A 25410-nucleotide genomic window follows, 5' to 3' on the forward strand; every position below is an offset into this window, starting at 1 on the left:
AGCGCCGGCGGCACGTACCGCGCCGTCATCCCCGCCACCGCGGCCGCACCTTCGCCTGGCTGCATCAGTTCAAGCGGCTGCGCATCCGCTACGAGCGCCGAGCCGACCTTCATCAAGGTCTGCTTGGGCCGGCATGCGGCATCATCTGCCTTCGCCGACTCCAGACGTCATTCTGAGGTGCTCGACAAGGGATCTCGGCGAGCAGTGCGCAGGTGAGCCATGGCGATCTGCACGTTGCCGGTCAGCGAAGCGGTGGAGTCGAGGACGAGGCGGTCCTCGCGCCAGGCGCCGAAGTTCGCGCGTCGCGCCTCCACTGACGCCCAGGTCGGCTCGACGAAGCCGTCGATGTCGCGCCGGCGACCTTCGAGCCGTCGCCGGTGCAAGGCACGATCGGAGCAGATCACTTCGATGTGGCGCAGCGCCGCACCCCGGCGGCGGGCAAGACCGCGCCACTGCTCCCGTGCCTCCGGCGCATCGTTCACCGCATCGACGATGACGGTCTGCCCGAGCGCGAGGACATCGGAGGCCAGCGCCTCCACCACGACGTAGGCCGCCAGTCCGGTCGGCCGGCCGCGGTCGATTCCCGCTCGCCACATCGCGGCCTCCACCGGATCGACCGACAGCACCGGGGCCGGAAGCAAACGGCCCAGCTCCTGGGCGATGGAGCTTTTGCCGGCACCAGGCAAGCCGCTCATCACGATCAGCATGCCCCGAACACTGTCATACGGGACCGACCGACCATCCGATGCCGAGCAAGGTCTCTCAGCGGTTGTCAGCCTGCGGCGCGATGGTCAACTGGTCCATGTTGCCGTCACGCCGACTTCGTTGTGAAACGCTCAGTAAAAGCCGGAGCTCACGGCGCCAGGCCGGACATCATCGGGCAGCACGGGCGTTCGCCAGTCCTCGATGGGCAGAGGCGTCCAGTCGTGGGCGAAGGGGCCCTGTCGTGATTCGATCAGCCCGACCACTTCCTCGCGCGCCGCGAGGACGCCTTGATGCGACCGATCATCGATCAGCCCAAGCCGGCGACCGTGCTCGTACTCCTCCACATCCTTCCACCGGATGTGTGACAGGTCGGGGTCGGCGACCAGATCCAGCAGAAGGTCGTAGGTGTCGATACCCATGGCAGTGCGCTGCTTCGGCAGGTCGAAGTCGACGTACCAGGCGATTGGGCGTCGATCGGCGTCGAAGTACTGCCGCACCGTGAAGTAGGCGTCCAGGCCGTACCAGCTGCGTACCGTGGTGTCCTGCCACGTCCACCACCCCAGCTGCCACGTGCCCGATGCCAGTTCCTGGATGATCCGATCCCGGCCGCGCCCGTCGTGCAGGAACGCTGTGATCCATGTGGTCGACACCAGAGCACGCAAGCCCGGCCAGCCGGCCACCGTCAGATAGTCCCCGGCGTCCTCCAGCACCCGATACGGTATCGCCGACCACACTTTGCCGCCCCACATATGGCGGCGTACCACGGTCGTCCCCGCCTCGAAGCGTCCCAGCGTGTTGATCGTCATTCGGCGATCTTCCACCATCCGGGACCCGGAACCGGATACGGGCGCGGGGTCCTACAGGATCAGCCGTTGACGAGACCGGGGCGCGGTCGGATGCCTCTCTGAAAGAGCTCTCGCCGACTCCTCACCCCACCGGAACGGGTCTTTCTCACTTCGAGACTCGGGCCAGGAGAGCGCGCACCTCCTTCACGATGACCTCGGGTGCCTCTACCGGCGCCATGTGCCCGCTGCCCTCGGCCCACACGTGCCTGCCCTGGGGGAGCGACCGGGCCAGCCGCCGGTGACTGGCGGCGATCTGGGCCTGCCTGCCGCCGGAGCGCTTCTTGCCGGTGGCCGCGGAGATGAGAGTGACGGGCACATCGGGCAACGGCTTGTTCTCGGTCAGCTGCCGCAGCGCGCGGAAACCCTCCGCCAGGTGCCGCGCCTCGGCCCCGCGGACCCCGCAGCGCGCCGGCGGGCGGTTCGACCTCCTCGGCACCCTGACGGTCACGCTGGCCCTGACAGCCCTGGTGTGGGGCCTGACCACCGCACGCGAGCAGGGCTGGAGCGGCGGGCCGGTCCTGGGAGCGTTCGCCGCCGCCACCGTGTTCGGGGCGCTGTTCGTCCTCGCCGAACGCCGTCACCCTGATCCGCTGATACCGCCGCGGCTGCTGCGAGGCGGCCGGGTGGCCGCGGCCAACACGCTGATGGCCCTGTTCGGGTCGGTGTGGATCGCGCTGTTCTTCTTTCTGCCGCTCTACCAGCAGCAGGTACTCGGGCAAGGGCCTCTGGTCACCGGCCTCGGCCAGCTTCCGCTCGCCGGCGCGGTCATGCTCGGCTCCGCGCCGGCCCGCCGCCTCACCGCGCGGATCGGCACCCCCAGGGCGTTGCCGGCCGCCCTGATCGCGGAGGCCGCCGGACCACTGTGGCTGTCGCGGATCAGCGCCGACGGCTCATACCTCACGGACGTGATCGGCCCGAGCGTCATGATCGGGCTCGGCCTGAGCATCGCCTTCGTCCAGCTCACCGGCCTGTCGATGGACGGTGTCGCCAAGCAGGACGCCGGCACGGCGGGTGGGCTGGTGAACACCACCCGCCAGGTCGGCGGGGCCGTGGGTCCGGCAGTCCTGGCCACCCTGGCAGGCTCCCTCACCGCCCGCTCCTCCCAGCCGTCCTTGCGAGCCCTCACCGACGGCTACCGCGCCGCGTTCGTCGCCTCGGCCGCCGTCCTCATCCTCATGACCCTCCTCGCCGCCTACCTGACCCGCGCCGCCCGTACAACCGAAAGGAAGCTCGCCACGCGCACCGTCGACGAGACCGTCCCGTGATCGTCCGCCTGTCCACCACCATCGACAGCGGCGTTCAGGACGGCTTGGCCTTCCACCGTCCGTGTCGAGGCGTCGTGGGCCGGGGCACCCGTCGCCCAGCTCGGCCAGGCCCTCCGGCAGCCTCTCGAATCCCGGCGCGCGACCCCGAGGCACCGCGCCGAACAGCCCGTCCGATCCCCACACCGCAAGCCCAAGGCATCAATGAAGAGGAATCCGTCATGACCGCCAAGCCCTACCTGACCGGTCACTACACACCCGCCGTCGACGAGATCAGCGCGACCGGCCTCACCGTCGAAGGCCACCTGCCACCGGAGCTGAACGGCGGACTGATCCACAACAGCCACAACCCGAAGCCGGGTGTCACCCCGACCCACTGGTTCAAGGGCAGCGGCATGGTCCACGGGATCAGGCTGCGAAACGGCCGCGCGGAGTGGTACCGCAACCGGTGGGTTCGCACTCCCGCCCTCGAAGACGCCCCCTACATGACCGGCCGCGGGGTGGACCTGACCGCGAGCGTCGCCGGCACCCACGTCATCGAGCACGCCGGACGCCTGCTGGCCCTGTGCGAGACGAACTTCCCGTTCGAACTCGACGCCGAACTGGAGACCGTCGGCGCCTACGACTTCGACGGCAAGCTGCGCAGCGCCATGACCGCGCACCCCAAGACCGACCCCGTCACCGGCGAACTGCACTTCTTCGGCTCCTCGCCGTTCCCGCCCTACCTGATCCACTACATCGCCGGCGCCAAGGGCAGATCATCCACAGCGCCGAGATCCCCGGCGCGACCGTGTCACTCAAGCACGACTTCGCGATCACCCGCCGGCACATCGTCTTCATCGAAGGCTCCGTCACCTTCGACCCGGCGCGTGCACCAGGTCGGCGACGCCCGCCTGCCCAGCGAGGCCGTGTTCGTCCCCGCCGAAGGCGCCACAGGCGAAGAAGGCGGCTACCTCCTCACCGTCATCTCCGACCTCAAGCAGGACTCCTCCCGCCTGCTGGTCCTGGACGCCTCCGGCCTCGAGCAGATCGCCGCGGTTCACCTGCCCCGCCGCGTCACCGGCGGCATCCACGGCTCCTGGATCCCCGACACCGACCTGTAGCCCGCTCCCTCCGGGGCGGCCCCACGAGGGCCGCCCCGCGCCCCGTGCCCCGCGCCTCCAGCACGGCCCCGCCACGCCCCTTCGCCCCGCTCCCGCGAGAAAGGCCACCCGGCATGTCCCTCGACGGAGCTGAAGCGCACCGCCGGCCGCGGTTACGACTACCCCGGCCACCGTCGCCACCTGCGCATACGCGGGATCAGCCCGGTCATCGCCCGCCGCGGCACCCCGCACGGCTCCGGGCTGGGCGCCATCCGGTGGGTGGTCGGGCGCACCTTCGTCTGGCTGCACCGGTTCAAACGGCTACGCATCCGCTACGAACACCGCGCCGATCTCCATCGGGGCCTGCTCGACCTGGAATGCAGCATCATCTGCCTGCGCCGGCTCCGAGCCTCATTCTGAAACCCTCGGTAAGGGGCGCACCCTGGTTGAGCGGTGTTCCGCAGTGGCGGGCCGTGGCCACCCGCTTCGACAAGCTCGCCGGCCGCCATCTCGCAGGTGCCGTCATCGCGTCTCTGATGCTCTGGATCCGCCACGCGGAATTGTCAGACACGGCCTAGGAGTGCCGGGCCGCGACCTGGTCGAGGAGGGCGGCGAGGTGGCCGGGGGCCGAGACCATGGGCCAGTGGCCGGTGTCGATGGTGCGGAAGTCCCAGTTCGGCGCGGTGCGCATGGCCGAGACGTCGGCGGACACCCGGCCGCCGAAGTGCTCCATCGAGCACATGACGTAGGTGGCCCGCTGCTGGGCCAGCGGGCGCGTCAGGACGGCGGACTCGGCGACGGTGCGCCCGGGGTGGCCGACGAAGCGCCTGGCGAGCCAGCCGGCCTGGCGGCGGGAGAGCCCCTGGCCGTCGGCCACGACCGACGCGTCGGGAGCCGGCCAGCGGCCGTTGTTGGCGGCGATGAGCCGCAGTTCCTCGGCGCGCAGGCGCTCGGGGAAGGCGTGCAGCATCGACTTGCCGTCGTGGGGCAGGAACGCCTCGACGAACACCGTGTGCGCCACCCGGTCGCGGGCCCGGTCGGCCACCAGGCCGGCCACGATGCCCGAGTAGCTGTGCCCCACGACGATGACGTCGCGCAGGTCGTCCCTCTCGATGGTCGCCAGGACGTGGCCGACGTGCGTCTCCAGGCCGACGTCGGCGACGTCGGTCTCGGCGGTGGTCAGTCCCGGCAGCGTGACCGCGTGGGCCCGATGGCCGTGGCCGCGCAGGCGCCGCGCCACCGGCTCCCAGGCCCAGGCGCCCATCCACGGGCCGGGGATGAGAACGAAGTTCTTCATGAGGAGTCCGTTTCCCCTGCTTCCGGCCGGTCCGCGCCCCATGGGAGGCGCGTTCCGGCGGTGGGACATCGTCGTTGTCGAAGGTCCGGCGATGGCGACGCCCATCGCCATTCAGCAATCCGGCACCGGGCCCCGTCAAGCTTTCGTCAGGCGGCCTTACCGGATGCCCGCACGAGGGAGGCCCGGTTGAGGACGGCGGCGTCGGACTCCACGACCCGGACGTCGGGGTTCCCGGTGAGGATCGCCACCACCCCGACGTAGCCGTGTCCGGGGTCGAGCGGCAGGAGCCGCACCCCGTCCACGGGGACGTCCAGCGGCCAGCTCAGCAGCGCGGGCCTCTCGTCCGGGCCACTGACCTCGACCCGGTCCGGAGAGATCCGCAGTCCGTGCCCGGTGGCCTTCAGGGCCGCCTCCTTGCGCACCCACGTCCGGGCGAAGGCCTCGTACCGCTCGTCACCGGGAAGCGCCTCCAGGGTCCTGCGCTCGGCCGGCGTCAGCGCGCACCGCGCGAGCTCGTCGACCGAGGTCGTCGGCACCGCCTCCACGTCCACGCCCAGCGGCCCCTCGGCCGTCAGCGCGACCCCGACCCGGTCGCCCGAGTGGGAGATCGAGACGTGCAGCGGGGGCCCGCCGGTGTGGATCCGCGGTTTTCCGTGGTTCCTGGCGCAGTCCGAGCACGACCTGTCGACCGCCACGTCCTCGGGGCGGAGGCCGAGCTGGGCGCCGGCCGTGACCCGCAGCAGCCAGGCCCCGGTGAGGAAGCGGCGCAGGTCCGGCTCGCGCCGGAAGCGCGCCGCCCGCTCCAGCTCGGTGGGGCTCAACACCCCGGTCAGGCCCTCGATCGTCCCCTGTCGCGGATCGGCCCACCACACGTGGCACTCGCCCGCCGACAGAACAGAAGTGATCATCGATCTTCTCCTTGTCGCAGCGTTCTACTCGCGGTGACCGGCGGACAGGGCGCGGCAGGTCACCAGTTCCAGGTGACTGACCTCCGGCCTGGCGAGGATCCGGACCACCTCGGCGCGGATCTGCGCGCTCGTGGCCTCCTCCTCCGCGCGTATCCGGATGACGATGTCACCGGTCGCCTGCCTGAGGTCCTTGTGCCATTCCTCTGGAAGAAGCGCCAGAACCCGGATTCCGTCTACCGGAGAATTCGGTATCGGCCGCCCGTCGATATGGCGCATCGTCAACTGAACCAGCATGAGCCACGGTCCTTCTCCCATTTACCGGCCCATTGGAAGAGACCGGTTCCTCGACGTTTCCCGCCCGTCCGGATGAACGGACGCCCCAGCGAACCTCCCGAATTCACCGGATGACGGCCGGGTCATCGTCCCTTCGATGTCCCCGCCGTCCGGCGTGGTCGGTGATTCGTTCTCACACCCTCAACTCTGCGATGCGGGATGGGGCGGGACCAGGCTTCGGCGAGGCAGCAAGTTGCACGCGGGTAGCCGCATCCTGTCACCGGCCGGCGGGCGTGACGGGGCCGTACGGGCCGCGGCGGGAGGTGCGGGTCAGCGCGCGGGCGGCGGCGGAGCGGGCCGCGGCGGGGTGGGCCGCGACGGGGCGTGCGGGGCGGTGTGGGAGCGGCGTGGGAGCGAGGCGGTGAACGCGAAGGAGCCGTGCCTCGGTGTTCGAGGCACGGCTCCGGGGGTGGGCGCGGCGGACGTCAGAGGGGCACGTTCCCGTGCTTGCGCCGGGCCCCGGCCCTGCGCTTGTCGCGCAGCATCGCCAGCCCGCGGGCGACCGCCGACCGGGTCTCCACGGGGTCGATCACGTCGTCGACCAGTCCCCGTTCGGCGGCGTAGTACGGGTGGACGAGTTCCTCGACGTACCGGCCGAGCAGTTCCGCGCGCAGCGCGGTGGGGTCGGCCGCGGCGGCGAGGTCCTTGCGGTAGACGACGTTCACCGCGCCCTCGGCGCCCATCACGGCGATCTCGTTGGTCGGCCACGCGAGCGACAGGTCGGTGCCGATGGAGCGGGAGTCCATCACGATGTAGGCCCCGCCGTACGCCTTGCGCACGATGACCTGGACGCGGGGCACGGTGGCCTCGCAGTAGGCGTACAGCAGCTTGGCGCCGTGCCGGATGACCCCGGCGTACTCCTGGTCGGTGCCCGGCAGGAAGCCGGGCACGTCCACCAGGGTCACCAGCGGGATGCCGAAGGCATCGCAGAAACGCACGAAGCGGGCGGCCTTCTGGGACGCGGCGACGTCCAGCACGCCGGCGAGCACCATGGGCTGGTTGCCGACCAGGCCGACCACCTCGCCGTCGATCCTGGCGAGCGCGCAGATCACGTTGGGCGCCCAGCCCTGGTGCAGTTCCAGGAAGTCACCGTCGTCCACCAGCTCGGCGATGACCAGGCGCATGTCGTAGGGCTTGTTCGGCTCGACGGGCACGATCTCGGCCAGCCGGGGCCGCGGGTCGTCGGTCGCGCCGCGGGCCGGGTACCGGGGCGGCGGTTCCTGGTTGTTGCCCGGCAGCATCGAGACGAGGTAGCGCACCTCGGCCAGGCAGCTCTCCTCGTCGTCGTGCACGAACGTGGCCACCCCCGACCGGGTGCCGTGCACCTGAGCGCCGCCGAGCTGGGCGTGGGTGACCCGCTGGCCGGTCACCACCTCCACGACGTCGGGACCCGTCAGGTAGAGCTGGGCGTTCTCGCCGGCCATGAAGGTGAAGTCGGCCAGCGCCGTGGAGTAGGCCGCGCCGCCCGCGCAGGGCCCGAGCACGACGCTGATCTGCGGGATGACCCCGGACGCCTGGACGTTGCGCTGGAAGATGCCGCCGTAGCCGTTGAGCGACATCACCCCCTCCTGGATCCGGGCGCCGCCGCTGTCGTTCAGCCCGATGAACGGCGAGCCGGTGGCGATCGCCAGGTCCATCACCTTCTGGATCTTCAGCGCGTGCGCCTCGCCGAGCGAGCCGCCGAAGACGGTGAAGTCCTGGGCGTAGACGAACACGCGGCGGCCGTGGATCGTGCCCGATCCGGCGACCACGCCGTCGGTGTACGGGCGCTGCCGCTCCATCCTCAGGCCATGCGCCCGGTGCCGCCGGTACATGTCCACCTCGACGAACGACCCCTCGTCGAGCAGCAGGTCCAGCCGCTCGCGGGCCGTGCGCTTGCCGAGCCCGTGCTGGCGGGCGACGGCCTCGCCGTTCCCGGCGGCGATGCCGTCCCGCAGGCGGCCGTGCTCCTCGCGCAGCGCGCGCATGGAGCGGGACGCGGGCCGCGCTGACGACACGGCCGGCACGACCGGCGCGGACGGTACGGCCGGCGCGGACGGTACGGCCGGCGCGGACGGTACGGCCGGCGCGACCAGCGCCGCCGGTACGGCCGGCGGCACGTCGTCACGGCCGCCGGCGGGCGCGGCGGGGCCCGCGGGCCGGTCGCCGGCGGGCGCCACGGGGCGGACGGCGAGGTCCTCCCTGGCGGGCGCCGGCGCCGGTATGGATACGGCGTCGAGTTCCGAGATACTCACTGGAGATCCTCCCTCAGGTGTTGCACGCGCCGGCGTGCCGGGTGACCCCGGCCGCCCGCGGCCACGTGGGGCGTCACCTCACGAGCGCGGGCGCCGGGTAGGCGAGGCCGGCGCGACCGGCGGGCAGGTGCCCGCTCTCGCACAGCCACCGCACCGTGTCCCCGACGGTCTCGGCCAGGGGGCGCGGGGTGATCCCGCCCGCGCCGGCGGTTCCGGCGGGGCGTCCGGCATGGGCGCAGGTGTGGATGGCGCCGTACTCGGCGGGAATGTGCCACGGCCACACCCTCTGCACCAGGTCGGCGAGCAGGCCGACCGGGATCATCGCCGCCGCGGGCAGGAAGGCCGCGGGCAGGGCGCGGCCGGTGACCTCGCGCAGCACCCGGACGTACTCCCGGGTCGTCACGTACCGGCCGGGCCCGAAGCGGCGGCCCGCCTCCGGACCACCCGGCCCGGCGGGCGCGGTGTCACACGCGGCGAGCAGGGCGGACCCGGTGGGCGCGGTGGGCCCGATGGACCCGGTGGGCGCGGTGTCCCGTACGGCGGGCGCGGCGCCCGGTGCGGTCAGCAGCCGGGCGTGCAGCGCCGCGGTGTCCCGCACATCGCCCAGCGGGAACCCGCCCACCGGCCACAGCGGCATCAGCCCGCGCAGCGCGTCGCGCAGCCTTGCCGCCTGGTCGCCCAGGTTGGGGTCGTGCGGCCCGAGCAGGGCGGGCGGGTAGGTGATCACCACCGGGGCGCCCTCGGCCTGGTGGCGGCGGGCCACCAGCTCGGCCGCGGCCTTGGTCGCAGCGTAGGTCTCGCGCGGGCGGGCGACAGGCGACCGCTCGTCGATCGTCCCGGGCCGTGCCGGGGACGACGGGTCGCGTGAGGGCTCCGGGGCCAGGGCCACGACGGTGGAGACGTGGATGATCGGCCCGCCGGCGGCGCGCCGCGCGGCGCCGAGGACGACCTCGGTGCCGCGCTCGTTGACCCGGCGCATCCGTGCCCGCATCCTGCTGTCGAAGGAGTAGACCGACGCCGCGTGCAGCACCGCGTCGGCCCCGCGCACGGCCCCGGCCACGCTCCTCTCGTCGGTCACGTCCCCCGCCACCACGTCCACGGCCGACGGCCCGACGTGCAGGGGCGCCAGCGCGCGCTCCACCTTCGAGGGGTCGCGGACCAGCATGCGGACCCGGTGGCCCGCGCTCACCATCGCCGCGATCGAATGGGCGCCGACGAATCCGGTGCCGCCGGTGACAGTTACGAGCATCGGTTCACCTCTCCCAATCCCCACCAGTCAAAGGCGGCGGGCCGTCCGGTGTCACCTCCTGTTGTGCTTGCCGCCGAATGCGCACTTCACGGGCCGTCCGGCCCTTCCCGGAAATGCGTGGCCGATTGCTGTCGCAAGGCCCTTCTCCCGGGGCAGGGGGCTGGCAGGAAGTGGTAACCGACATGCAACTTGCTGCCTCCGGCAAGCCTGGTCCGGGCCCTTCCGGGCACGCAGAGTTGATTGTGCGAGGACGACTCGCCGAGGAAACGAAGAACGAGAAAGAGGCAGTGATATGAAGAACCTGACCGCCTTCCCGGTGAACTACAGGAACATCGTCAGGGGCGCCGTCGCGGTCGCCTCCGGCGCGCTGGTGCTGACCTTCGCGGCCGGTGCCCCCGAGGCGGTGGCCGGGCAGGCCGGCGGGCGGCACGTGACGGTGCTGGCCGACGGCAACACCTGGGGCTCGGCCGCGCAGGGGGCCGGCAACACCTGGGGTGTCCTGGCCGAGGGCCCCGGCAACACCTGGGGCTCCGCCGCGCGGGGTGACGGCAACACCTGGGGCTGACCGCCGGGCACCTCCGGCGGCGCCCAGCGGCGCGGCGCGGCGGCGCCGAAGGCGCGGAAAGGCGAAACGCGGAGAACCGGGACGGGGAAGAACCGGCGCGCGGAGAGGCGGGACGCGGATCGTACGGGGAAGGGCCGGGCCCGCCGTGCGGGAGGAGCGGAAACCGCGAGGAGAGACGAGAAAGGTCCGGAAAGGACCGAAGAGAGCCGGGGTGACGGGCAGAATCCCCGAAGACGTCGAGCGGCGTGTCGACCCCGCCGGCACGACCTCCCCGAGAAACCCCGCCCGGAGCGGCAGGCCCGCTCAACGAACCCTGACACCGCACCCGGCTCGCGCGGCCCCGAACGCCGCAGGCCCTCTCACACGGACCCTGATACCGCACCCCGCTCGCGCGGCCCCGGATACCGCAGGCCCTCTCACGCGACCCCCGATGACGCGGACCCCGAACGCGCGACCCCGAACGCGCGCACCCCGAACGCGCGCACCCCGACACCGCAGATCCCTGATACCGCGCACCCCGAACGCGTGGACCCCCGCGCCACGGTCCTCCCCTCCCCCACGGCCCTCCCACCGATGTCTCCACACGGCCCTCCCGCCGATGGTCTCCATCCGCGGCGGTTCCCCCGGGAGACGCCCACCCACGTCGTCGCGGTCAGTCGATGACCGCGACGGCCTCGATTTCGACCAGGTGGGCGGGAACGTCCAGGGCCGCGACGCCCAGCAGCGTGGCCGGCGGCACCGGGGTGACCCCCAGTTTCGCGGCCGCCCGGGTGATCCCCTCCAGGAGCAGGGGCATCTTGTCGGGGGTCCAGTCGACGACGTGGACTGTCAGCTTCGCGACGTCGTCGAATGAGCCGCCGGCCCCGGACAGGGCGGTGCCGACGTTGAGGTAGCACTGTTCGACCTGGGCCGCGAGGTCGCCCTCGCCGACCGTGACTCCGTCGGCGTCCCAGGCGACCTGCCCGGCGACGAAGACCAGCTTCGACCCGGACGCGATCGACACCTGCCGGTAGACGTCGATTTCCGGCAGTCCGCTGGGGTTCACCATGGTGATGGCCATGCCACTCGTCTCCTCGTCATGAGAGCCCGCGGGCTCACTTCCACCGGACCACGACGCTCGTGGTCTCTTGCAGTTACTGGGGAACTGTAGGAGAGTGTCCGCTGACATGGAAGAACGCACTTTTCAGTGACTGGGGAACCTCATGGTGACCAAGCAGTTCGAGGGCTCGCCCGCGGCCGCGGACCTGACACGCGCCGACTCTCTGGCGCGCGAGATCTTCTCGGACGTCGCCAACAAGTGGGCGTTGCTGATCATCGAGGCCCTGGGGGAAGGCACCCTGCGCTTCAGCGAGCTGCGGAACGGCGTCGAGGGGATCAGCCACAAGATGCTCACACAGAACCTGCGCATGCTGGAGCGCAACGGCCTGGTCGAGCGGAACGTCCACCCCACCGTGCCGCCGCGGGTCGAATACACCCTCACCGAGCCAGGCCGGTCCCTGTGGGAGATGACCAACGCGATGTGCGCCTGGACCCAGCGGTACCTCGGTCACATCGAGGCGTCCCGCCGCCGCTTCGACGCCTGAGCCGCTCGAAACGCCCGGGACACCTGAGACTTCGAGGCGCCCGGGACGTCCGAGGGGTTCGAGGCGTCTGAGACGTCCGGGGCGCCCAAGCGTTCCAGGGACGCCCCCGAGGGAAGGGACGCGCGGTGGCCGGTCAGATCCAGTTCTCCTCCTTGGCGCGCAGCGCGGCCTGGAAGCGGTTGACCGCGCCGAGGCGGGCCATGAGGTCGGCGACGTAGCGGCGATAGGTCCGCACCGAGATGTCCAGCTCGCGGGCGGCGATCTCGTCCTTGTCGGCCGTGGCCATCACCTCCAGCACCCGCTGCTCCATCTCCGAGAGCAACGGCTGCTCGGTGGAGGGCTCGATGAACTCGCGGAGGTCGACGGCGGACTTCCACATCCCCTCGAAGTAGATCACGAGCTGGGACACCAGGCCCGGCTCCCTGACCAGCAGGGCGCCCCTGGCGCTCTCCTTGGGGTCGATCGGCACGACCGCCACGCTCCGGTCGTAGATCAGCATGCGGTCCATGGGCTGCTCGGTGATGCGCACCTCGCCGCCGAGGCTGACCAGCTCGCGGAGGTAGGAGAGCATGAAGGCGTCTTCGAGCGCCTTGGGGTGGTACACCCCTTTTATCGACAGGCCGCGGCGCAGCGAGCGGGTGTCCAGCGGCAGCGCCGACTCGATCATCACCCGGCTGAACGGCCCGCCGGGGTGCAGGCAGAGCGTCTCCTTGTAGGAGAAGAAGGCGAGGTCGTCGAGCCGCTGGCGGACCCGGTCGGCGCCCTCGACCCGTTCGATGTCGAGGGCCGTCGCGGCGCGCTCCCCCTCCTGCTTGTCCTCCATGAAGACCGAGATGGCGTCACGCGCCGCGAGGACGCGCAGGACCTCGGCGTTGAGCTCGTTGAGCCGCTTCTCCACCAGGCGCTCGATGCCGATCCGTGGCTCGGTGGCCACGACCCGGTGCCGGTCGTGCAGGTCGAGCAGGCCCAGCCGGCCGAGTGTCTCGGCGGTGGACTCCACGAGATCCGGATCGAGGCCCAATGCCTCGGGAACGGAGTCGACGCCCTCCCCCCGGTGCCGGAGGAAGTATCGATAGATCTCCACCGCCTCCGGCGAGATGCCGATGACGGACACGTCCACGGCTCACCTCCCGGCCATGCGCACCCGCCCCAAAGGCGGGCGAACCGCCCCGCCATACAGGTGCGCCTGCCTACAATCTAACAACAAAGAGATAATCAGTAAATCGGCATATCTAGCCGATGACCCCCTGATCGGCCAGGTGAGCAAGAACGCGGTCGAGGTGCGCCCGGTCCTCGGCCGCCAGGCCGCCGAGCAGCCGGTCGTGGACCGTCTCGGTCACCGGGCGCAGCACGTCGGCGAGCAGGGCGTGGCCCGCGCCGGTCAGCCGTACGGCGTAGGCGCGACGATCGGCGGGATCACGCGCGCGCTCGACCAGCCCTCTCTCCTCCAGGGCGTCGATGAGGTGGACCATGGTCGAGCGGTCCACCCCCAGGCGGCGGCCGATCTCCTGCTGGGACAGCGGGCCCGCGGCCTGCAGCAGGCCGAGCACGCCGTAGTCGCGCCAGCGCAGGCCCTCGCCCCGCAGCGCCTCCTCCGTCTCGGCGACGACCCGCCGGGCCGTCTCGTGCAGCAGCCAGCCGGTCGTCCCGGCGAGCATCTCCGTGGCGGGGGCCGAGCCTCTCGCGCCGTCCATGGTCACCGCGTCCCCTCCCGGCTCACCGCGTCCGCTCCCGGCGGCGGTCGCGGACCGTCAGGTTCACCGACCGCCGGCCGTCCCGTCAATCGGCGGCGTGTTCCGCACGTCGAGGGCCACCGTACGCCCGGGGAGGAGGGGTCAGTTGACCGGGCATGGCAGCACGGTGCCCGGCGGGACCGGCCGGTGGCAGGCGGCGCCCGGGCAGACCACCTTGACGACCTGGCGGGACGGCCCGGCCGTGACCGCGACCGGCTCGTGCCCGAACCGCCGGGACGCGACGTCCGCCCAGTTGGACGGCCGCAGCCCGCCGGGCTCGCCGAGGAGCCGCGTGCCGGCGTCGACGGCCGACCGCTCCAGGTAGGCGAGGTAGTCGGCCTCACGATGCCAGACCACGAGGCGGCGCAGCGAGTCGCCGGCCGGCAGCTCGTCCCACGGCTGGGCGCGGGACGCCATCGCCCGCAGGAACGCCTCGCCGACCGCCTCCTTGACCGTCCGCGCCGCGGCGACGGCCATGGTCGCCCCCTCGCCGCCCACGCCGACCAGGGCGATCCGGGCGTCGGGGGCGGGCAGCACGAACGCCGACACCCACAGGCCCAGGCCGGACGCGGCCTCGACGACCCCGGGGGGAAGCAGCCGGTCGAGATACCGGGACACCCGGAGGACCCGCTGCCGGGGGTCGGCCCACCAGCGCGTGACCACGTCGTGGGCGAGCAGCTCGGCGACCGCCGCGGAGACCCCGTTGTCGACCACGCCGACCTCGGTGGGCTCGACCGCGCCGTCGCTCTCCCCCAGCCGGCAGACCTCGGCCGGCAGCAGGTAGCGCTCCCCGGTCAGCAGGCCGGTGCCCACGACGACCGGCCCGTCCTCCGGCGGGCCGGGCACGAAGTCGGTCAGCCGCAGCCGCCGCCCGCCGGGACCGGCCACGGGCACGGGCTCGGGTCCGGGCGGCAGGCGGTGCAGGAGGTCGAGGGCGGTGGCGCGGGCCCGCGCCCTGGTCCGGGCCGCGTAGGCGGAGAAGCCCGCGGCGATCACGGCGGGCGCGGCGGGCGACGCCTGCGCGTGCGCCAGGTGGACCGTGCCGCCCAGGCAGCCGGCCACCTCCCCCGCCGTCCCGGACGCCGCCTCCGGCGCCGTGACCGGCCGGGATTCCGCAGATGTGGACGCCATCGGTCCCTCCTCCTCACAGATCCCGGCCCGTGGGGGCCCGGAGTGAAGGCCGTCGGCCCCGCGGCCGCCGCTCACCTCGCGGAAAGGGCTGCGTCGGTCGGCCGCGGGCCGGGGTTTCTCCGCTGACCGGCTTCCCTTCCCGGTGTCGGAAACGGTGCGGGGGCCGGTACGGGACCCAGTACAGCACGCCGGTCCCGTGGGAGGTCAACGCGGCGGAGCCCATCCAGCAATCCGCGAGAAGATATGGCGGGACGTCCTTTTCCGGCAGGGATGCCCGGAGCCGCGCAGGGGGCGCGCGGCGGAGGCGCGGGGTGCCGCTTCGGCTCCTTCGCCTCGGACGGGCCGTGCCCCGCGCGCGGCGGGTGCGCGGGGACACCGCCGCGGGCGCGCGGGGGACGTCGAGCGGGTTCCCCGGGGCGGTCCGGCGGCTGGCAGGAACCTGTCAGCCGCGGCCATTTTGCTGCCTCCGTTTCGCCTGTCCGGCGTTCCGCCCGGAATGCATCGTGGGTGACACGAGGACGAATCACCAGCCACGAGGCAGGTTTTCCCATGGACGTTTCCGTAACCGCGCCGCCCGGCTTCGATGTCCACGGTCGCCATGACGACGCTCCCCGCTTCAACGTCGCCGAGCGTTTCCTGGACCGCAACCCCGGCGAGCGGACCGCCCTCCTCACCGACGCCGGTCCCGTCACCTACGGCGAGCTGCGGGCGCTGGCCGGCCGGGTGGGCAACGCGCTGCTCGCGCTGGGCGTGCGGCGCGGCGACCGGGTGCTGCTCGCGCTCGGCGACGGGGTGGAGTTCGTCGCCGCCTGGTACGGCGCGCAGCGGATCGGCGCCGTCACCGCCGAGGTCTACACCTACCTGCAGCCCAAGGACTACCGCTACTTCGCGGACTACGCCGAGCCCGCGGTCGTGGTGGCCGACGCGGTGACCCTGGGCCGGCTCCGGGAGGCGGGGGTGACGAACCTGCTGGTGGTCGGGGTGCCCGAGGAGGACCTGCGTCCCGGCGAGCGGCATTTCGCCACCCTCGTCGCCGCGCAGCCGGCCGAGCCGGTCCCGGCGGAGACGACGCGCGACGACGTGGCCATCTGGAAGTTCACCACCGGCAGCACCGGCGCGCCCAAGGCGTGCGTGCTGCCGGCGCGCAGCCCGCTGCTGAGCTTCGAGTGGTACGCCCGCGGCGTGCTGGACATCCGGCCCGACGACGTCGTGCTGCCGGTGCCCAAGCTGTTCTTCGGCTACGCCCGCGACCTGACCGCGCTGTTCCCGTTCGGGGTGGGCGCGGCCGGGATCGTCTTCCCCGAGCGCAGCACCGCCGACCGGATCTTCGAGCTGATCGCGAAGTACCGGCCGACCATCCTGGTCAACGTGCCGACCATGATGAGCGCGATGATCGCCCACCCCGAGGCCGCCCGGCAGGACCTCAGCTCGATCCGGCTGTGCACGTCGGCCGGCGAGCCGCTGCCGGAGGAACTGCACCGCCGGTGGCTGGACACCTTCGGCGTCGAGGTCGTCGACGGCATCGGCTCCTCCGAGGCGTACCACATCTACCTGTCCAACCGGCCGGGCCAGGCCCGCCCCGGCAGCCTGGGCCGGGTGGTGCCCGGTTACCGCGCGCGGGTGGTGGACCGGCACGGCCGGACCCTGCCGGACGGCGAGACCGGGCTGCTGGAGGTGACCGGTGAGACGGTGGCCCTGGCCTACTGGCAGGAGCCGGAGAAGTCGGCCGAGACGTTCGTCGGCGAGCACACGGTGCGCTCGGGTGACCTGTTCACCCGCGACGCCGAGGGCTACTTCTACTACCGCGGCAGGGCCGACGACATGCTGAAGATCGGCGGGATCTGGGTGGCGCCCGCCGAGGTGGAGAACTGCCTGCTGGGCCACCCCGCCGTGACGGAGTGCGCGGTCGTCGGCCACCGGGTGGACGGCCTGACCCGGCTTCGGGCCTACGTCGTGGCCGACGGCGAGGTGTCCGCCGAGGAGCTGCGGGCGTTCGCGAAGTCCAGGATCGCGCCGCAGAAGTGCCCGCGCGACATCCGGTTCGTCGCGGAGCTGCCGCACACCGGCTCCGGCAAGCTCGACCGCCGCGCCCTGAGCGACGGCGACGGCGGTGACCGCGGGGGCCACGCGGACCGTGAGAACCACGGTGACCATGAGGACCACGGTGACCGCGAGGACCGCGAGGCCGCTGTCCGGAGCGGCGCGGGCCGTCCGGAGCACCTGGCCGAGGTGGCCTGAAAAGGGGGGCACGGGAGGATGAACATGATCGTTGACCAGTCGCAGGAGACGGCGTACCCCTCCTACCTGGCGCTGGACGAGATCCTGACGCCGCCGCTCAGGGGGCACCCCGGCGGGTCCGGCGAGACGCTGCCCGCCGTCGCCCTCCGGGCGCAGGGCCTGTGGTTCGAGCAGCTCCTGCGGGAGCTCGACGCGCTGCAGCGCGGGCTCGACCGCGGCGACGGCCCCGGGGCGCTGCGCGCCGTGGACCGGTCGCTGCGGATCCTGCGGGCGCTGGTCGCCCAGCTGGAGGTCATCGAGCCGCTGGCCGCGTGGGAGCTGGCCGGCGGTGAGACGGCCGGGCCGGGGTCCTTCGACCCGGCGGGGTTCCGTGAGGCCGAAACGGTGCTGGGGCGGCGCGACCGCCGCCCGCCGCCGCCCGCGGGGCCGTACCCGGCGGACGGCCCCGCGGACGGCGGCGGGCGGGCGGAGGCGGAGGCGGCGACGTACCGGCCGTCGGTCTTCGACTCCCTCCTGGGCTACCTGGCGGCGCATGGCTATCCTGTCCCGTGCGACCTGCTGTACCGGGACGTGTCGGCGCCGGTCGCGCCGTCGCCCGGCCTCCAGGACGTCCTGGTACGGGTCCACCGCGACGACGGCGCGGCGGCCCAGATCTGCGAGCGGCTGGTGGACCTCGACGAGGGCTTCCAGGAGTGGCGTTACCGGCATGCCATGATCGTGGAGCGGGCGGCCGGTGACGAGGCCCCCGATCCCCGCGGAGATGTGTTCGCCCCGGTCTTCCCGGACCTGTGGGCGGTCAGGAGTCTGCTGTGAACCATCGTGAGAACCCGCAGGGCCGACCCGGGCACCGGGACGGCGCGGACCTTCCCGCCCCGGCCGGCGTGAGCCTCCGCGCCCAGGACGGCCCGGACGGCGCGGCGACCGTGCCGGACGGCGACCGGTCGGCGCTGCTCGCGCCGCACTACTCGATGTTCCGGGTGGCGGAGCGGATGCTGCTGACCGGCCACTCGCACCAGGCGTGGCCCGACGTGGCGATGGCCGGCCAGGTGGAGGCGTTCGAGGACGCCGCCCGCGACGTGGACGCCAAGTGGGGCCGGGCGATGGCCAAGGCCGACGAGGTGCGCGCGGGGTTCCGGCGGTTCCTCGGCGCCCCCTCGGCCGAGCTGGCCCTCGGCGGCAACACCCACGAGCTGGTGCTGCGCTTCCTGTCGGCGCTGGACCTGCGGGCCCGGCCCCGGCTGGTCACCTCCGACGGGGAGTTCCACACGCTGCGACGCCAGCTCGGCCGCCTGGCCGAGGAGGGGGTGGAGGTCGTCCGGGTCCCCGCCGAGCCCGCCGGCACGCTGGCGGCCCGGATGGCCGAGGCCGTCGACGACCGCACGGCCGCCGTGCTGGTGTCGGCGGTGCTGTTCGAGACCGCCCGGATCGTCCCCGGTCTCGGCGAGCTGGCCGCCGCCTGCGGGCGGCGCGGCGCCGAGCTGCTGGTGGACGCCTACCACGCCCTGGGCGTCGTGCCGTTCTGCATGGACGGGATCGACACGGCGTGGGTCGTCGGCGGCGGCTACAAGTATCTCCAGCTCGGCGAGGGCAACTGCTTCCTGCGCATCCCGCCGCACGCCGCCGGGCTGCGGCCGGTGATCACCGGCTGGTACGCCGAGTTCGCCGAACTGGCGTCCGACCACCGGGAGGGCACCGTCGGCTACCCCGCCGGGGCCGCCCGGTTCGCGGGGTCCACCTACGACCCGACGAGCCACTACCGCGCCGCCCGCGTGTTCGGCTTCTTCGCCGACCAGGGGCTGACCCCGTCCGTGCTGCGCCGGATCTCGCTGCGCCAGCGGGGCCTGCTGACCGCCCGGTTCGACGCGCTGGACGCCCCGGAGGACCTCGTCACCCGTGACCGCGACGGCTCCCCCGGCGACTTCGGCGGGTTCCTGTCGCTGCGGTCGCCGCACGCCGGGCGGCTGCAGGCCCGGCTGGCGGAGCGGGGCGTCCTGACCGACAGCCGCGGGGAGTATCTGCGGCTCGGGCCGGCGCCGTACCTGTCGGACGCCCAGCTCACCGCCGCCGTCGACGCTCTCGGCGAGGAGGTGGCCGCCCTGCGGCGGGAGGCGGGCTCGCCGGCCCGCACGTCCTGATCGGGGAATCGCCGGCTCGCCGAGGCTTTCGCCGCGGACCTCTCGGAGGAGGAGCCGTACGTCCGGGCGCACGGTCCCCCGCTTGACCTCAAGCCCGGTTGAGGTCGCAGAATCACCGGCGACGCGTGTCACGATCCGGCCCCCTAATGACCAGGAGCTTTCTGTCATGCCAAAAGTCGTCGTCATCGGCGCCACCGGCCGGCAGGGACGAAGAGGTCGCGCAAGGACGCCTGCTCGTCGACACCGCCGCCCGTCTCGACGCCCACCTGGTGTACTCGTCCGTGCGGGGCGGCGACCGCACGGAGACCGCCGGCGTCGACCACGCCGACAGCAAGCAGCTCATCGAGGCGTACCTGCGGCGGCAGCCGGTACGCGCGACGGTGCTCGGCCCGGTGTACTTCATGGAGAACGCGCTCAACCTCGGCTTCAGCGGGCTCGGCGACGGCGTGCTCGCCAGCCCGCTGACCCCGGGCAAGCCGCTCGACCAGGTGAGCGTCCTCGACATCGCCGGCATGGCCGTGCACGCCGTCGAGAACCCCGCCGAGTTCGCCGGCGAGCGGATCGACATCGCCTCCGACCGCGTCACCGGGCAGGAGGCGGCCCGGATGCTCAGCGAGGTGCTCGGCCGGGAGATCCCCTACCGGCAGACGCCCATGGACATGGTGCGGCGGTGGGCCGGCGGGGAGGTGGCCACGATGTTCGAGAACTTCGAGAGGAACACCGACTTCCTCGGCATCGAGGCCCTGCACGCCAAGTACCCCGCCGTGCGCTGGCACAGTTACGCCGACTGGGCCAAGACGGTGGACTGGGACAGGGTCCTGGCGGGCTGACCCGGCCCGCCACCGGACCCTCCCTGTCCACCGCCCGGCCTTCCGGTCAGCGCAGGGCGGGGGCGAACTGGCCCGGGGTACGGCCGGCGCCGGCCGGGCCCCGGTAGCACTGGGCGATGTCCAGCCAGCGGTCGGCCTCGTCGCCGACGGCGGTGACCGCGAGGTCGTCGCGGTGCCGGCGCCGGGTGGCCAGCAGGCAGAGGTCGGTCGCCGGGCCGCTGATCCGCTGCTCGGCGTCCTCGGGGCCGTAGGCCCACAGCTCGCCGGAGGGGCCGGTGATCTCGAAGCGGAACTCGGCGGCCGGCGGCGTCAGGCCCCGGGCGAGGTAGCCGAAGTCGCGGGTGAGGACGATGAACACCACCAGGTGACGCAGGCTGTCGGTCCGCTCCAGCTCCACGCCGAGGGCGTCGGCGATGTCCTGGCCGTGGGCGAACTGCTCCATGATGCCGGCGCAGGCCAGCACGATGGGCGGCAGCGGGTTGACCAGCCAGGGCACGACCTGCCCGGCGGGGACGGCGGCCAGGGCGGGCACCACGGCCTCGCGCTCGGCCCGCCAGCGGGCCAGCAGCACCTCGGGGGTGTCGTTCTCGTAGTCCTTCAGCGCGGCGTTCACCGCGCCGTCGAAGTTCTCCTGGGCCTTGGCGGTCATGGCCTTGAACGCCTCCGCGTCGGAGGCGGCGGTGCCGGCCAGCCGGAAGATGAAGGCCAGGTGGGCGATCTGGTCGGCCACCGTCCAGCCGGGGGCGGGGGTGGGCAGCTTCCACTGGTCGGCGTCCAGACCCGCCACCAGGCGGTCGAGCCGCTCGCCGTCGGCCGTCAGGTCCGCGAGTACGATCTCCAGGTCGGTCACGCGTCCGTCCTCCTACTTGTCGTTTCCGTCGGGTGGCGCATCGGATGTCGTGGGTGGCGCGGCCGGGGGCGGCCGGTCACGCCAGGGCAGGGCGGGCGGCTCGCCGGGCCGCGCGGAGGTGAGGGCCTGTCACCCGGAGTCGGCCGCGGCCGGGCGGGCGGCGGGGACCGGATGGCCGGCGGGAGCGGGGGCCGGTGCCGAGGCGGGTGGCACGGGTATCCAGGAGGCCACCCGGCGCGCCGCGGCCAGGGCGGCCCACGAGGTCAGCTCGACCAGTTCCCGGTCACCCGCCCCGGCGGCCCGGAACTCCTCGACGGCCGCCCGGTCCACCTGGTGGGAGGCGAGCGCGGTGAGCAGGGCCAGGCGGCCCGCGGGACGCTCGGCGGCCGGCAGCCGGTCCGCCGCGACCGTCGCCCACGCCCGGCTGAGGCCCGTCGGCCCGCCGTCCCAGGCGGCCAGTTCGGCGGCGACCAGTTCCCGCACCCGGTGGGGCACCGAGCGCCGGCCGTAGACGCCGGCGGCGGCGGACGCGCGGGCGAAGGCGTCGGCGAAGTGCGGCACGGCGGCCGTCCACGCCGCCGCCACGCCGTGCGGTCCGTCCTCCGTGGTCGCGTCGTCCCCCGGCCCGCCGTACGGCCGGCCGCCCGCCGGGGCCGTGCCGTCCGGCGGGTCCGGGAGCGGCGCGGCGGGGAGCAGGCCGGGTGAGGCGCCGGGTGCGGCGGTCCGGCGCGCCGCCGGCAGCATGAGCATGCCGAGCAGCCGTGAGAGGGGGCCGCGCGCGGCCCCGGGCACCTGCGGCGGCAGCGGGGAGTCGTCGAGGAACACGTTCACCATGCGGTTCAGGTAGTGGAAGGTGACCGCCACCGCGGCCAGCTCCGCCGTCCGCTCCGCCGGGAGCGGGGCCGCGTGCCGCCGGGCCGTCTCGCGGGTCGCGGTCGCCCGGGCCCACCCGGTGATCTCCGGTGGGACCGGGTGGGCGGCGGTCCCGGCCGCGCGGGCCGGCGGGACCAGGCCGCGCAGCGTCTCGGTGTGGACGCCCGTGCAGTACGGGCAGGCGTTGGCCGCCGACACCGCGGCGGCGACCGCCTCCCGTTCCGCCCGGCCGGTCCGCCCGGCGACCAGGAGCGACTCGCGCAGCATCGTCCAGCAGGCGGCCAGCGCCTCCGGTGAGGGCGAGTGCAGCATCACCGGCGGGGCGAGCAGGCCGAAGTCGTCTTCGAGCTGCCGGTAGACCCGGGCGACGAGGCCGCGGGCGGCGCGTGGCCGCACCGGGGAGACGTGCCGGACCTGGATCAGCGTTCCCGGCCGCATCAGCCGCGCGAGAGTCCCACCCATCGCCCGTCTCCTCTCCGTCACCGGCGTCGTCGCCGGTCCTGTCATGAGTCCCGCCGCAAGCCCTGTCACCGGCGCGTCGCCGGTGCGGTCACCGGCGCGTCAGCTCGGGGATCAGCGTGGTGACGCCGCGGCGGCCGGCGGTGGAGCCGTCCGGGGCGGGCGCGCCGTAGGTGACCTCGACACCGCGCTCCCGCGCCGCCTGGACGATGCCGGGGACGGCGCGCTCGGCCAGGGCGGCGATGGTCATCGCGGGGTTGACGGTCAGCGCGCCCGGCACGGCCGAGCCGTCGGTGACGAAGATGCCGGGGTGGCCGCGCAGCTCGTGCCGGTCGTCCAGGGCGGAGGTGTGCGGGTCGTCGCCGATGCGGCAGGAGGCCAGCGGGTGGACGGTGTAGGCGCCGACGAGGTCGTTGGTCCACGGCGTCACCGTGGCGAGCCCGTCGCGCTCCAGGATGTCCTTGACGTCGGCGTCGGCCATCTCCCAGGCACGCAGCGTGTTGGCGGTCGGCTTGTAGCTGAGCCGGCCGATGCCGAGCATCTGCTGCGACAGGCGGTCGGCGTTGCCGCGGGCCGGCGGCGGGCCGAACACGCCCTCGTTGTCGTCCTCGATCATCTGGAAGATGATCAGCCACGACTGCCAGCGCTTCAGCATCTCCTTCTTCCCGACGCCGAACCATCCGGGGTTCGCGCCGGGCGCCTGGGCGAGGATGGTGCCGAGGCCGGGCGGGAAGTAGAGCTGTTCGAGGGAGTAGCGGGTGTACTCGGGCAGCGAGCCGTCCAGCCGGTCCCAGTTGGCCACGGTCGGCCCCTTGCCGATCTGGTTGGCGGCGTAGGCCAGGCCGTCGCCGCGGTCCAGGCCGAGCACCTCGCGCACCCGGTCCTCGTTGAGGACGGCCGTGTTGAGCCGCTCGCCGTTGCCGGAGAAGTAGCGGCCCACGGCGTGCGGCATCGGGCCGAGGCCGGCCTCGCTGCGCTGCAGGATGACCGGGGTGGCGCCGGCCCCGGCGGCGAGGATGACGATCTTGGCGTCGATCGCGCCGTCGCCGGCGGTGATCCGGTAGTCCTCGTCGTCGACGACGCTGTAGTGGACGCGGTAGCCGCCGTCGTCGGTCCGCTCGATCCGCTGCACCTCGTGCAGCGGACGGATCTCGGCCCCGTGGGCGAGGGCCGCGGGCAGGTAGTTGAGCAGCAGCGACTGCTTGGCGTCGAAGCGGCAGCCGGCCATCATCCAGTTGCAGTTGACGCACTTCTCCCGGTCCACGGCGGCCGGGACGGGATTGGCCGTACGGCCGGCGTGACGGCAGGCGGCGGCCCACAGTCCCCCGGCGTACGTGGCGTCCTCCCAGCCCTGGTGGGTAATCGGGATGGACTCGGCGACCCGGTCGTACCAGGGGTCGAGGGTGTCGCGGCTGACGGCGGCGGGCCACATGCGGCGGTTGATGCTGCCGCGGCGCTCGAAGACGAAGCGCGGCGCGCGGGGCATGGCGGCGAAGTAGACGACGCTGCCGCCGCCCACACAGTTGCCGCCGAGCACGCTCATGCCGTCGCCCACGACGAAGTCGAAGGCGCGGGTGTAGGACGAGCCGAGCTTGAAGTCGTGTTCGAAGTCGTCGCTCTTCAGCCAGGGGCCGCGTTCGAGGATGACGACCTTCGCGCCGCCGGCCGCGAGGTGGTAGGCGGTGATCGAGCCGCCGAAGCCGCTTCCCACGACCAGGACGTCGGTGCGTTCCGGGCTGCTCATGCGGGGCTCCCTGAGGGGGTCGTGTCCGGGTGCAGGTCGGCCAGGGGGCGGCCGTAGGAGTAGGCGGGGAACCGCCACAGACCGTCGGCGCCGGGCCGGGTGACGCCCATCGCGGTCAGCCCGGGGTGACCGGCGGCGAGGGCGTCGGCGGTGCTCAGGTGCGCGGCGGAGTCGTAGGCCATGTTGCTGAACAGGGCGAGGCTGACCCACAGGTCCTTCTCGGGGTGGCCGGGGGCGGTGAGCAGCGCCACCAGCGCGGTACGGCCGGCGTGGTCCAGGGCCACGAACGGCGGGACGTCCTCCTCCAGCGCGATCCCGTGCTGGGCGGCGTAGGCCAGGGCGTGCTCGTTCAGCGCCCGGGCGAAGTCACCGAGGCCGCCGGATATGCCGGTCGCGTCCCATTCCAGCAGCTCGATGGCGCCGGCGGCCACCGCGCCGCCGCCCGGCGCCGCGCCCGCGACGGCCCGATCCCCCGGCCAGCGCTTCTCACCGGGGATGATCGTGTCCGCGAACGCCTCGAGCGTCATGGTCCTGTCGTCCTGGGGTTCGTTCTGAGCTGGCGGGCGCATACGCGTTCCTCGCATCTAGTTGAGCTCGGGTTCTCCACATGGTCCGGACAACGCCTCGTCCGGCGCATCTTCCACGTTGCCGTCGCCCTCGGCCTGGAGGGCCGAGCGGAGCGCGGCCAGGCCGCGGACGGTCTGGCTGCGCACGGTCGAGCAGCCGCTGCCCATCGCGCGGGCGGTCTCCTCGACGCTGCGGTCCTCCCAGTAGCGCAGGACGACGGCGGCCCGCTGCCGCGGGCCGAGGCCGGCGAGGGCGTCCATGAGCATCAGGCGGTCGCCCAGGGTGGCGTAGGGGTCGGTGGCGGGGGCGGACTCGGGGAGCGAGTCGTCGAGCACCTCCCGGGACCACCGGTGCGACCTGCGGTCGCTGATGAGCAGCCGTGTCATGACCGTCCGCGCGTACGCGTTGATCTTCTCGTGGTGGTCCAGCCGTTCCCAGTGCCGGTGGAGGGCCATCAGGGTGCGCTGGACGAGATCGTCTGCCTCGTACCAGTCGTCGGAGAGCTGGAACGCGGCGCGCCGCAGGGCGGGCCTGGTCGCCTCGACGAAGTGCGCGAACTCGTCGTCGCGTGTCCCGGCCATTGTTCACACTCCAAGAACGTCCAGTGAATATAGGACGTTAAAAGGGTTTAAATCTGACAAACGGTTGTTTCGGCGCTTCTTGTCCGACCTCCTCACAATTGGCGCACATTTCCTGGTCAACAACCCCTAGAGCCCTCTGACCCGCCCTTATCCGGGGCACCCCGACCCCAGAAAACCGGCGAACCCGTTCTTCGCCCCGCGAAGCA

The 25410-nt window shown here is 73.1% G+C and carries 25 protein-coding genes and 2 pseudogenes; 10 read left to right on the top strand and 17 right to left on the bottom strand.

All coding sequences use genetic code 11. The features are described from left to right. Positions 1–44: 44 nt before the first annotated feature. Positions 45–176, top strand: a pseudogene (locus IEZ10_RS27455) (IS5/IS1182 family transposase); the annotation flags it as partial. Here the strand turns inward: IEZ10_RS27455 and IEZ10_RS27460 are convergent. The 3 genes from IEZ10_RS27460 to IEZ10_RS27470 all read right to left on the bottom strand — a co-directional run bounded on the left by IEZ10_RS27460 (position 168) and on the right by IEZ10_RS27470 (position 1866). Next, positions 168–707, bottom strand: a complete 540-nt coding sequence (locus IEZ10_RS27460; RefSeq protein ID WP_189249405.1) for a P-loop nucleotide/nucleoside kinase family protein — start codon at positions 705–707, stop codon at positions 168–170. The pseudogene IEZ10_RS27455 and the gene IEZ10_RS27460 overlap by 9 nt on opposite strands. A gap of 129 nt (positions 708–836) precedes the next feature. Then, a complete protein-coding gene (locus tag IEZ10_RS27465) occupies positions 837–1511 on the bottom strand; it encodes a ribonuclease FAU-1 family protein (RefSeq protein ID WP_189249406.1) in 675 nt (224 codons plus the stop codon). A 145-nt stretch (positions 1512–1656) separates the two neighbouring features. Then, a complete protein-coding gene (locus IEZ10_RS27470) occupies positions 1657–1866 on the bottom strand; it encodes an alpha/beta fold hydrolase (RefSeq protein ID WP_189249407.1) in 210 nt (69 codons plus the stop codon). Here IEZ10_RS27470 and IEZ10_RS27475 point away from each other — a divergent pair. From IEZ10_RS27475 to IEZ10_RS27485, 3 genes and pseudogenes are all read left to right on the top strand, one after another. Further along, entirely contained in the window at positions 1856–2815 is a 960-nt protein-coding gene (locus tag IEZ10_RS27475; protein WP_229811701.1) for an MFS transporter, read from the top strand. The two genes, IEZ10_RS27470 and IEZ10_RS27475, sit on opposite strands and share 11 nt — an antisense overlap. Before the next feature lie 218 nt (positions 2816–3033). Continuing rightward, a complete protein-coding gene (locus IEZ10_RS27480) occupies positions 3034–3915 on the top strand; it encodes a carotenoid oxygenase family protein (RefSeq protein ID WP_189249409.1) in 882 nt (293 codons plus the stop codon). A 141-nt stretch (positions 3916–4056) separates the two neighbouring features. Next, positions 4057–4314: pseudogene (locus tag IEZ10_RS27485) on the top strand (IS5/IS1182 family transposase); the annotation flags it as partial. Between the two features lie 154 nt (positions 4315–4468). On the opposite strand, the gene IEZ10_RS27490 reads toward IEZ10_RS27485, so the two are convergent. The 5 genes from IEZ10_RS27490 to IEZ10_RS27510 form a co-directional block, all read right to left on the bottom strand. After that, a complete protein-coding gene (locus tag IEZ10_RS27490; RefSeq protein ID WP_189249410.1) occupies positions 4469–5191 on the bottom strand; it encodes an alpha/beta fold hydrolase in 723 nt (240 codons plus the stop codon). Between the two features lie 146 nt (positions 5192–5337). Beyond that, complete coding sequence (locus tag IEZ10_RS27495) at positions 5338–6099, bottom strand: 4'-phosphopantetheinyl transferase family protein (RefSeq protein WP_189249411.1); 762 nt, start codon at positions 6097–6099, stop codon at positions 5338–5340. A 24-nt stretch (positions 6100–6123) separates the two neighbouring features. Further along, a complete protein-coding gene (locus IEZ10_RS27500) occupies positions 6124–6393 on the bottom strand; it encodes a hypothetical protein (RefSeq protein ID WP_189249412.1) in 270 nt (89 codons plus the stop codon). A 464-nt stretch (positions 6394–6857) separates the two neighbouring features. After that, complete coding sequence (locus tag IEZ10_RS27505) at positions 6858–8399, bottom strand: acyl-CoA carboxylase subunit beta (protein ID WP_189249490.1); 1542 nt, start codon at positions 8397–8399, stop codon at positions 6858–6860. Between the two features lie 340 nt (positions 8400–8739). Continuing rightward, the gene (locus IEZ10_RS27510) at positions 8740–9915 is read right to left on the bottom strand and encodes an NAD-dependent epimerase/dehydratase family protein (RefSeq protein ID WP_189249413.1); all 1176 of its coding nucleotides are present in this window, start codon (positions 9913–9915) and stop codon (positions 8740–8742) included. A gap of 292 nt (positions 9916–10207) precedes the next feature. Here IEZ10_RS27510 and IEZ10_RS27515 point away from each other — a divergent pair, with 292 nt between their 5' ends. Next, the gene (locus IEZ10_RS27515) at positions 10208–10480 is read left to right on the top strand and encodes a hypothetical protein (RefSeq protein WP_189249414.1); all 273 of its coding nucleotides are present in this window, start codon (positions 10208–10210) and stop codon (positions 10478–10480) included. A gap of 652 nt (positions 10481–11132) precedes the next feature. On the opposite strand, the gene IEZ10_RS27520 is transcribed toward IEZ10_RS27515, so the two are convergent. Continuing rightward, positions 11133–11540, bottom strand: a complete 408-nt coding sequence (locus IEZ10_RS27520) for a RidA family protein (protein ID WP_189249415.1) — start codon at positions 11538–11540, stop codon at positions 11133–11135. A 142-nt stretch (positions 11541–11682) separates the two neighbouring features. On the opposite strand from IEZ10_RS27520, the gene IEZ10_RS27525 reads away from it, so the two are divergent. After that, complete coding sequence (locus IEZ10_RS27525; protein WP_189249416.1) at positions 11683–12063, top strand: winged helix-turn-helix transcriptional regulator; 381 nt, start codon at positions 11683–11685, stop codon at positions 12061–12063. A 133-nt stretch (positions 12064–12196) separates the two neighbouring features. On the opposite strand, the gene IEZ10_RS27530 is transcribed toward IEZ10_RS27525, so the two are convergent. From IEZ10_RS27530 to IEZ10_RS27540, 3 genes are all read right to left on the bottom strand, one after another. Then, positions 12197–13183, bottom strand: coding sequence for a helix-turn-helix transcriptional regulator (locus tag IEZ10_RS27530; protein WP_179817955.1), 987 nt, complete (start codon positions 13181–13183; stop codon positions 12197–12199). 112 nt (positions 13184–13295) lie between these two features. Beyond that, entirely contained in the window at positions 13296–13757 is a 462-nt protein-coding gene (locus IEZ10_RS27535; protein WP_189249417.1) for a MarR family winged helix-turn-helix transcriptional regulator, read from the bottom strand. A 141-nt stretch (positions 13758–13898) separates the two neighbouring features. After that, on the bottom strand, positions 13899–14927 hold the full coding sequence (locus IEZ10_RS27540) for a hypothetical protein (RefSeq protein ID WP_189249418.1): 1029 nt from the start codon (positions 14925–14927) through the stop codon (positions 13899–13901). Positions 14928–15476: 549 nt separating this feature from the next. Between IEZ10_RS27540 and IEZ10_RS27545 the strand changes: the two genes are divergently transcribed. The 4 genes from IEZ10_RS27545 (at position 15477) to IEZ10_RS27560 (ending at position 20130) form a co-directional block, all read left to right on the top strand. After that, positions 15477–17165, top strand: a complete 1689-nt coding sequence (locus IEZ10_RS27545; protein WP_189249419.1) for a benzoate-CoA ligase family protein — start codon at positions 15477–15479, stop codon at positions 17163–17165. An 18-nt stretch (positions 17166–17183) separates the two neighbouring features. Next, a complete protein-coding gene (locus IEZ10_RS27550) occupies positions 17184–17978 on the top strand; it encodes a tryptophan 2,3-dioxygenase (protein WP_189249420.1) in 795 nt (264 codons plus the stop codon). Beyond that, positions 17975–19300, top strand: coding sequence for an aminotransferase class V-fold PLP-dependent enzyme (locus IEZ10_RS27555; protein ID WP_229811702.1), 1326 nt, complete (start codon positions 17975–17977; stop codon positions 19298–19300). Before IEZ10_RS27550 ends, IEZ10_RS27555 begins: the two co-directional genes overlap by 4 nt. 146 nt (positions 19301–19446) lie before the next feature. Further along, positions 19447–20130, top strand: a complete 684-nt coding sequence (locus IEZ10_RS27560) for an NmrA family NAD(P)-binding protein (RefSeq protein WP_189249421.1) — start codon at positions 19447–19449, stop codon at positions 20128–20130. A 46-nt stretch (positions 20131–20176) separates the two neighbouring features. Here IEZ10_RS27560 and IEZ10_RS27565 read toward each other — a convergent pair whose 3' ends face one another. The 5 genes from IEZ10_RS27565 to IEZ10_RS27585 all read right to left on the bottom strand — a co-directional run bounded on the left by IEZ10_RS27565 (position 20177) and on the right by IEZ10_RS27585 (position 25204). Further along, a complete protein-coding gene (locus IEZ10_RS27565; protein ID WP_189249422.1) occupies positions 20177–20980 on the bottom strand; it encodes a TIGR03084 family metal-binding protein in 804 nt (267 codons plus the stop codon). A 129-nt stretch (positions 20981–21109) separates the two neighbouring features. Next, entirely contained in the window at positions 21110–22315 is a 1206-nt protein-coding gene (locus IEZ10_RS27570) for a carboxymuconolactone decarboxylase family protein (RefSeq protein ID WP_189249423.1), read from the bottom strand. A gap of 88 nt (positions 22316–22403) precedes the next feature. Further along, complete coding sequence (locus IEZ10_RS27575) at positions 22404–24056, bottom strand: FAD-dependent oxidoreductase (RefSeq protein WP_189249424.1); 1653 nt, start codon at positions 24054–24056, stop codon at positions 22404–22406. Next, positions 24053–24625 (bottom strand): DUF5987 family protein, encoded by a 573-nt coding sequence (locus IEZ10_RS27580; protein WP_189249425.1) that lies wholly within the window; start codon positions 24623–24625, stop codon positions 24053–24055. Before IEZ10_RS27580 ends, IEZ10_RS27575 begins: the two co-directional genes overlap by 4 nt. A 15-nt stretch (positions 24626–24640) precedes the next feature. After that, positions 24641–25204, bottom strand: coding sequence for a SigE family RNA polymerase sigma factor (locus tag IEZ10_RS27585; RefSeq protein WP_189249426.1), 564 nt, complete (start codon positions 25202–25204; stop codon positions 24641–24643). Between the last annotated feature and the right edge of the window lie 206 nt (positions 25205–25410).

The organism is Streptosporangium pseudovulgare (assembly GCF_014648055.1).
Taxonomy (GTDB): domain Bacteria; phylum Actinomycetota; class Actinomycetes; order Streptosporangiales; family Streptosporangiaceae; genus Streptosporangium; species Streptosporangium pseudovulgare.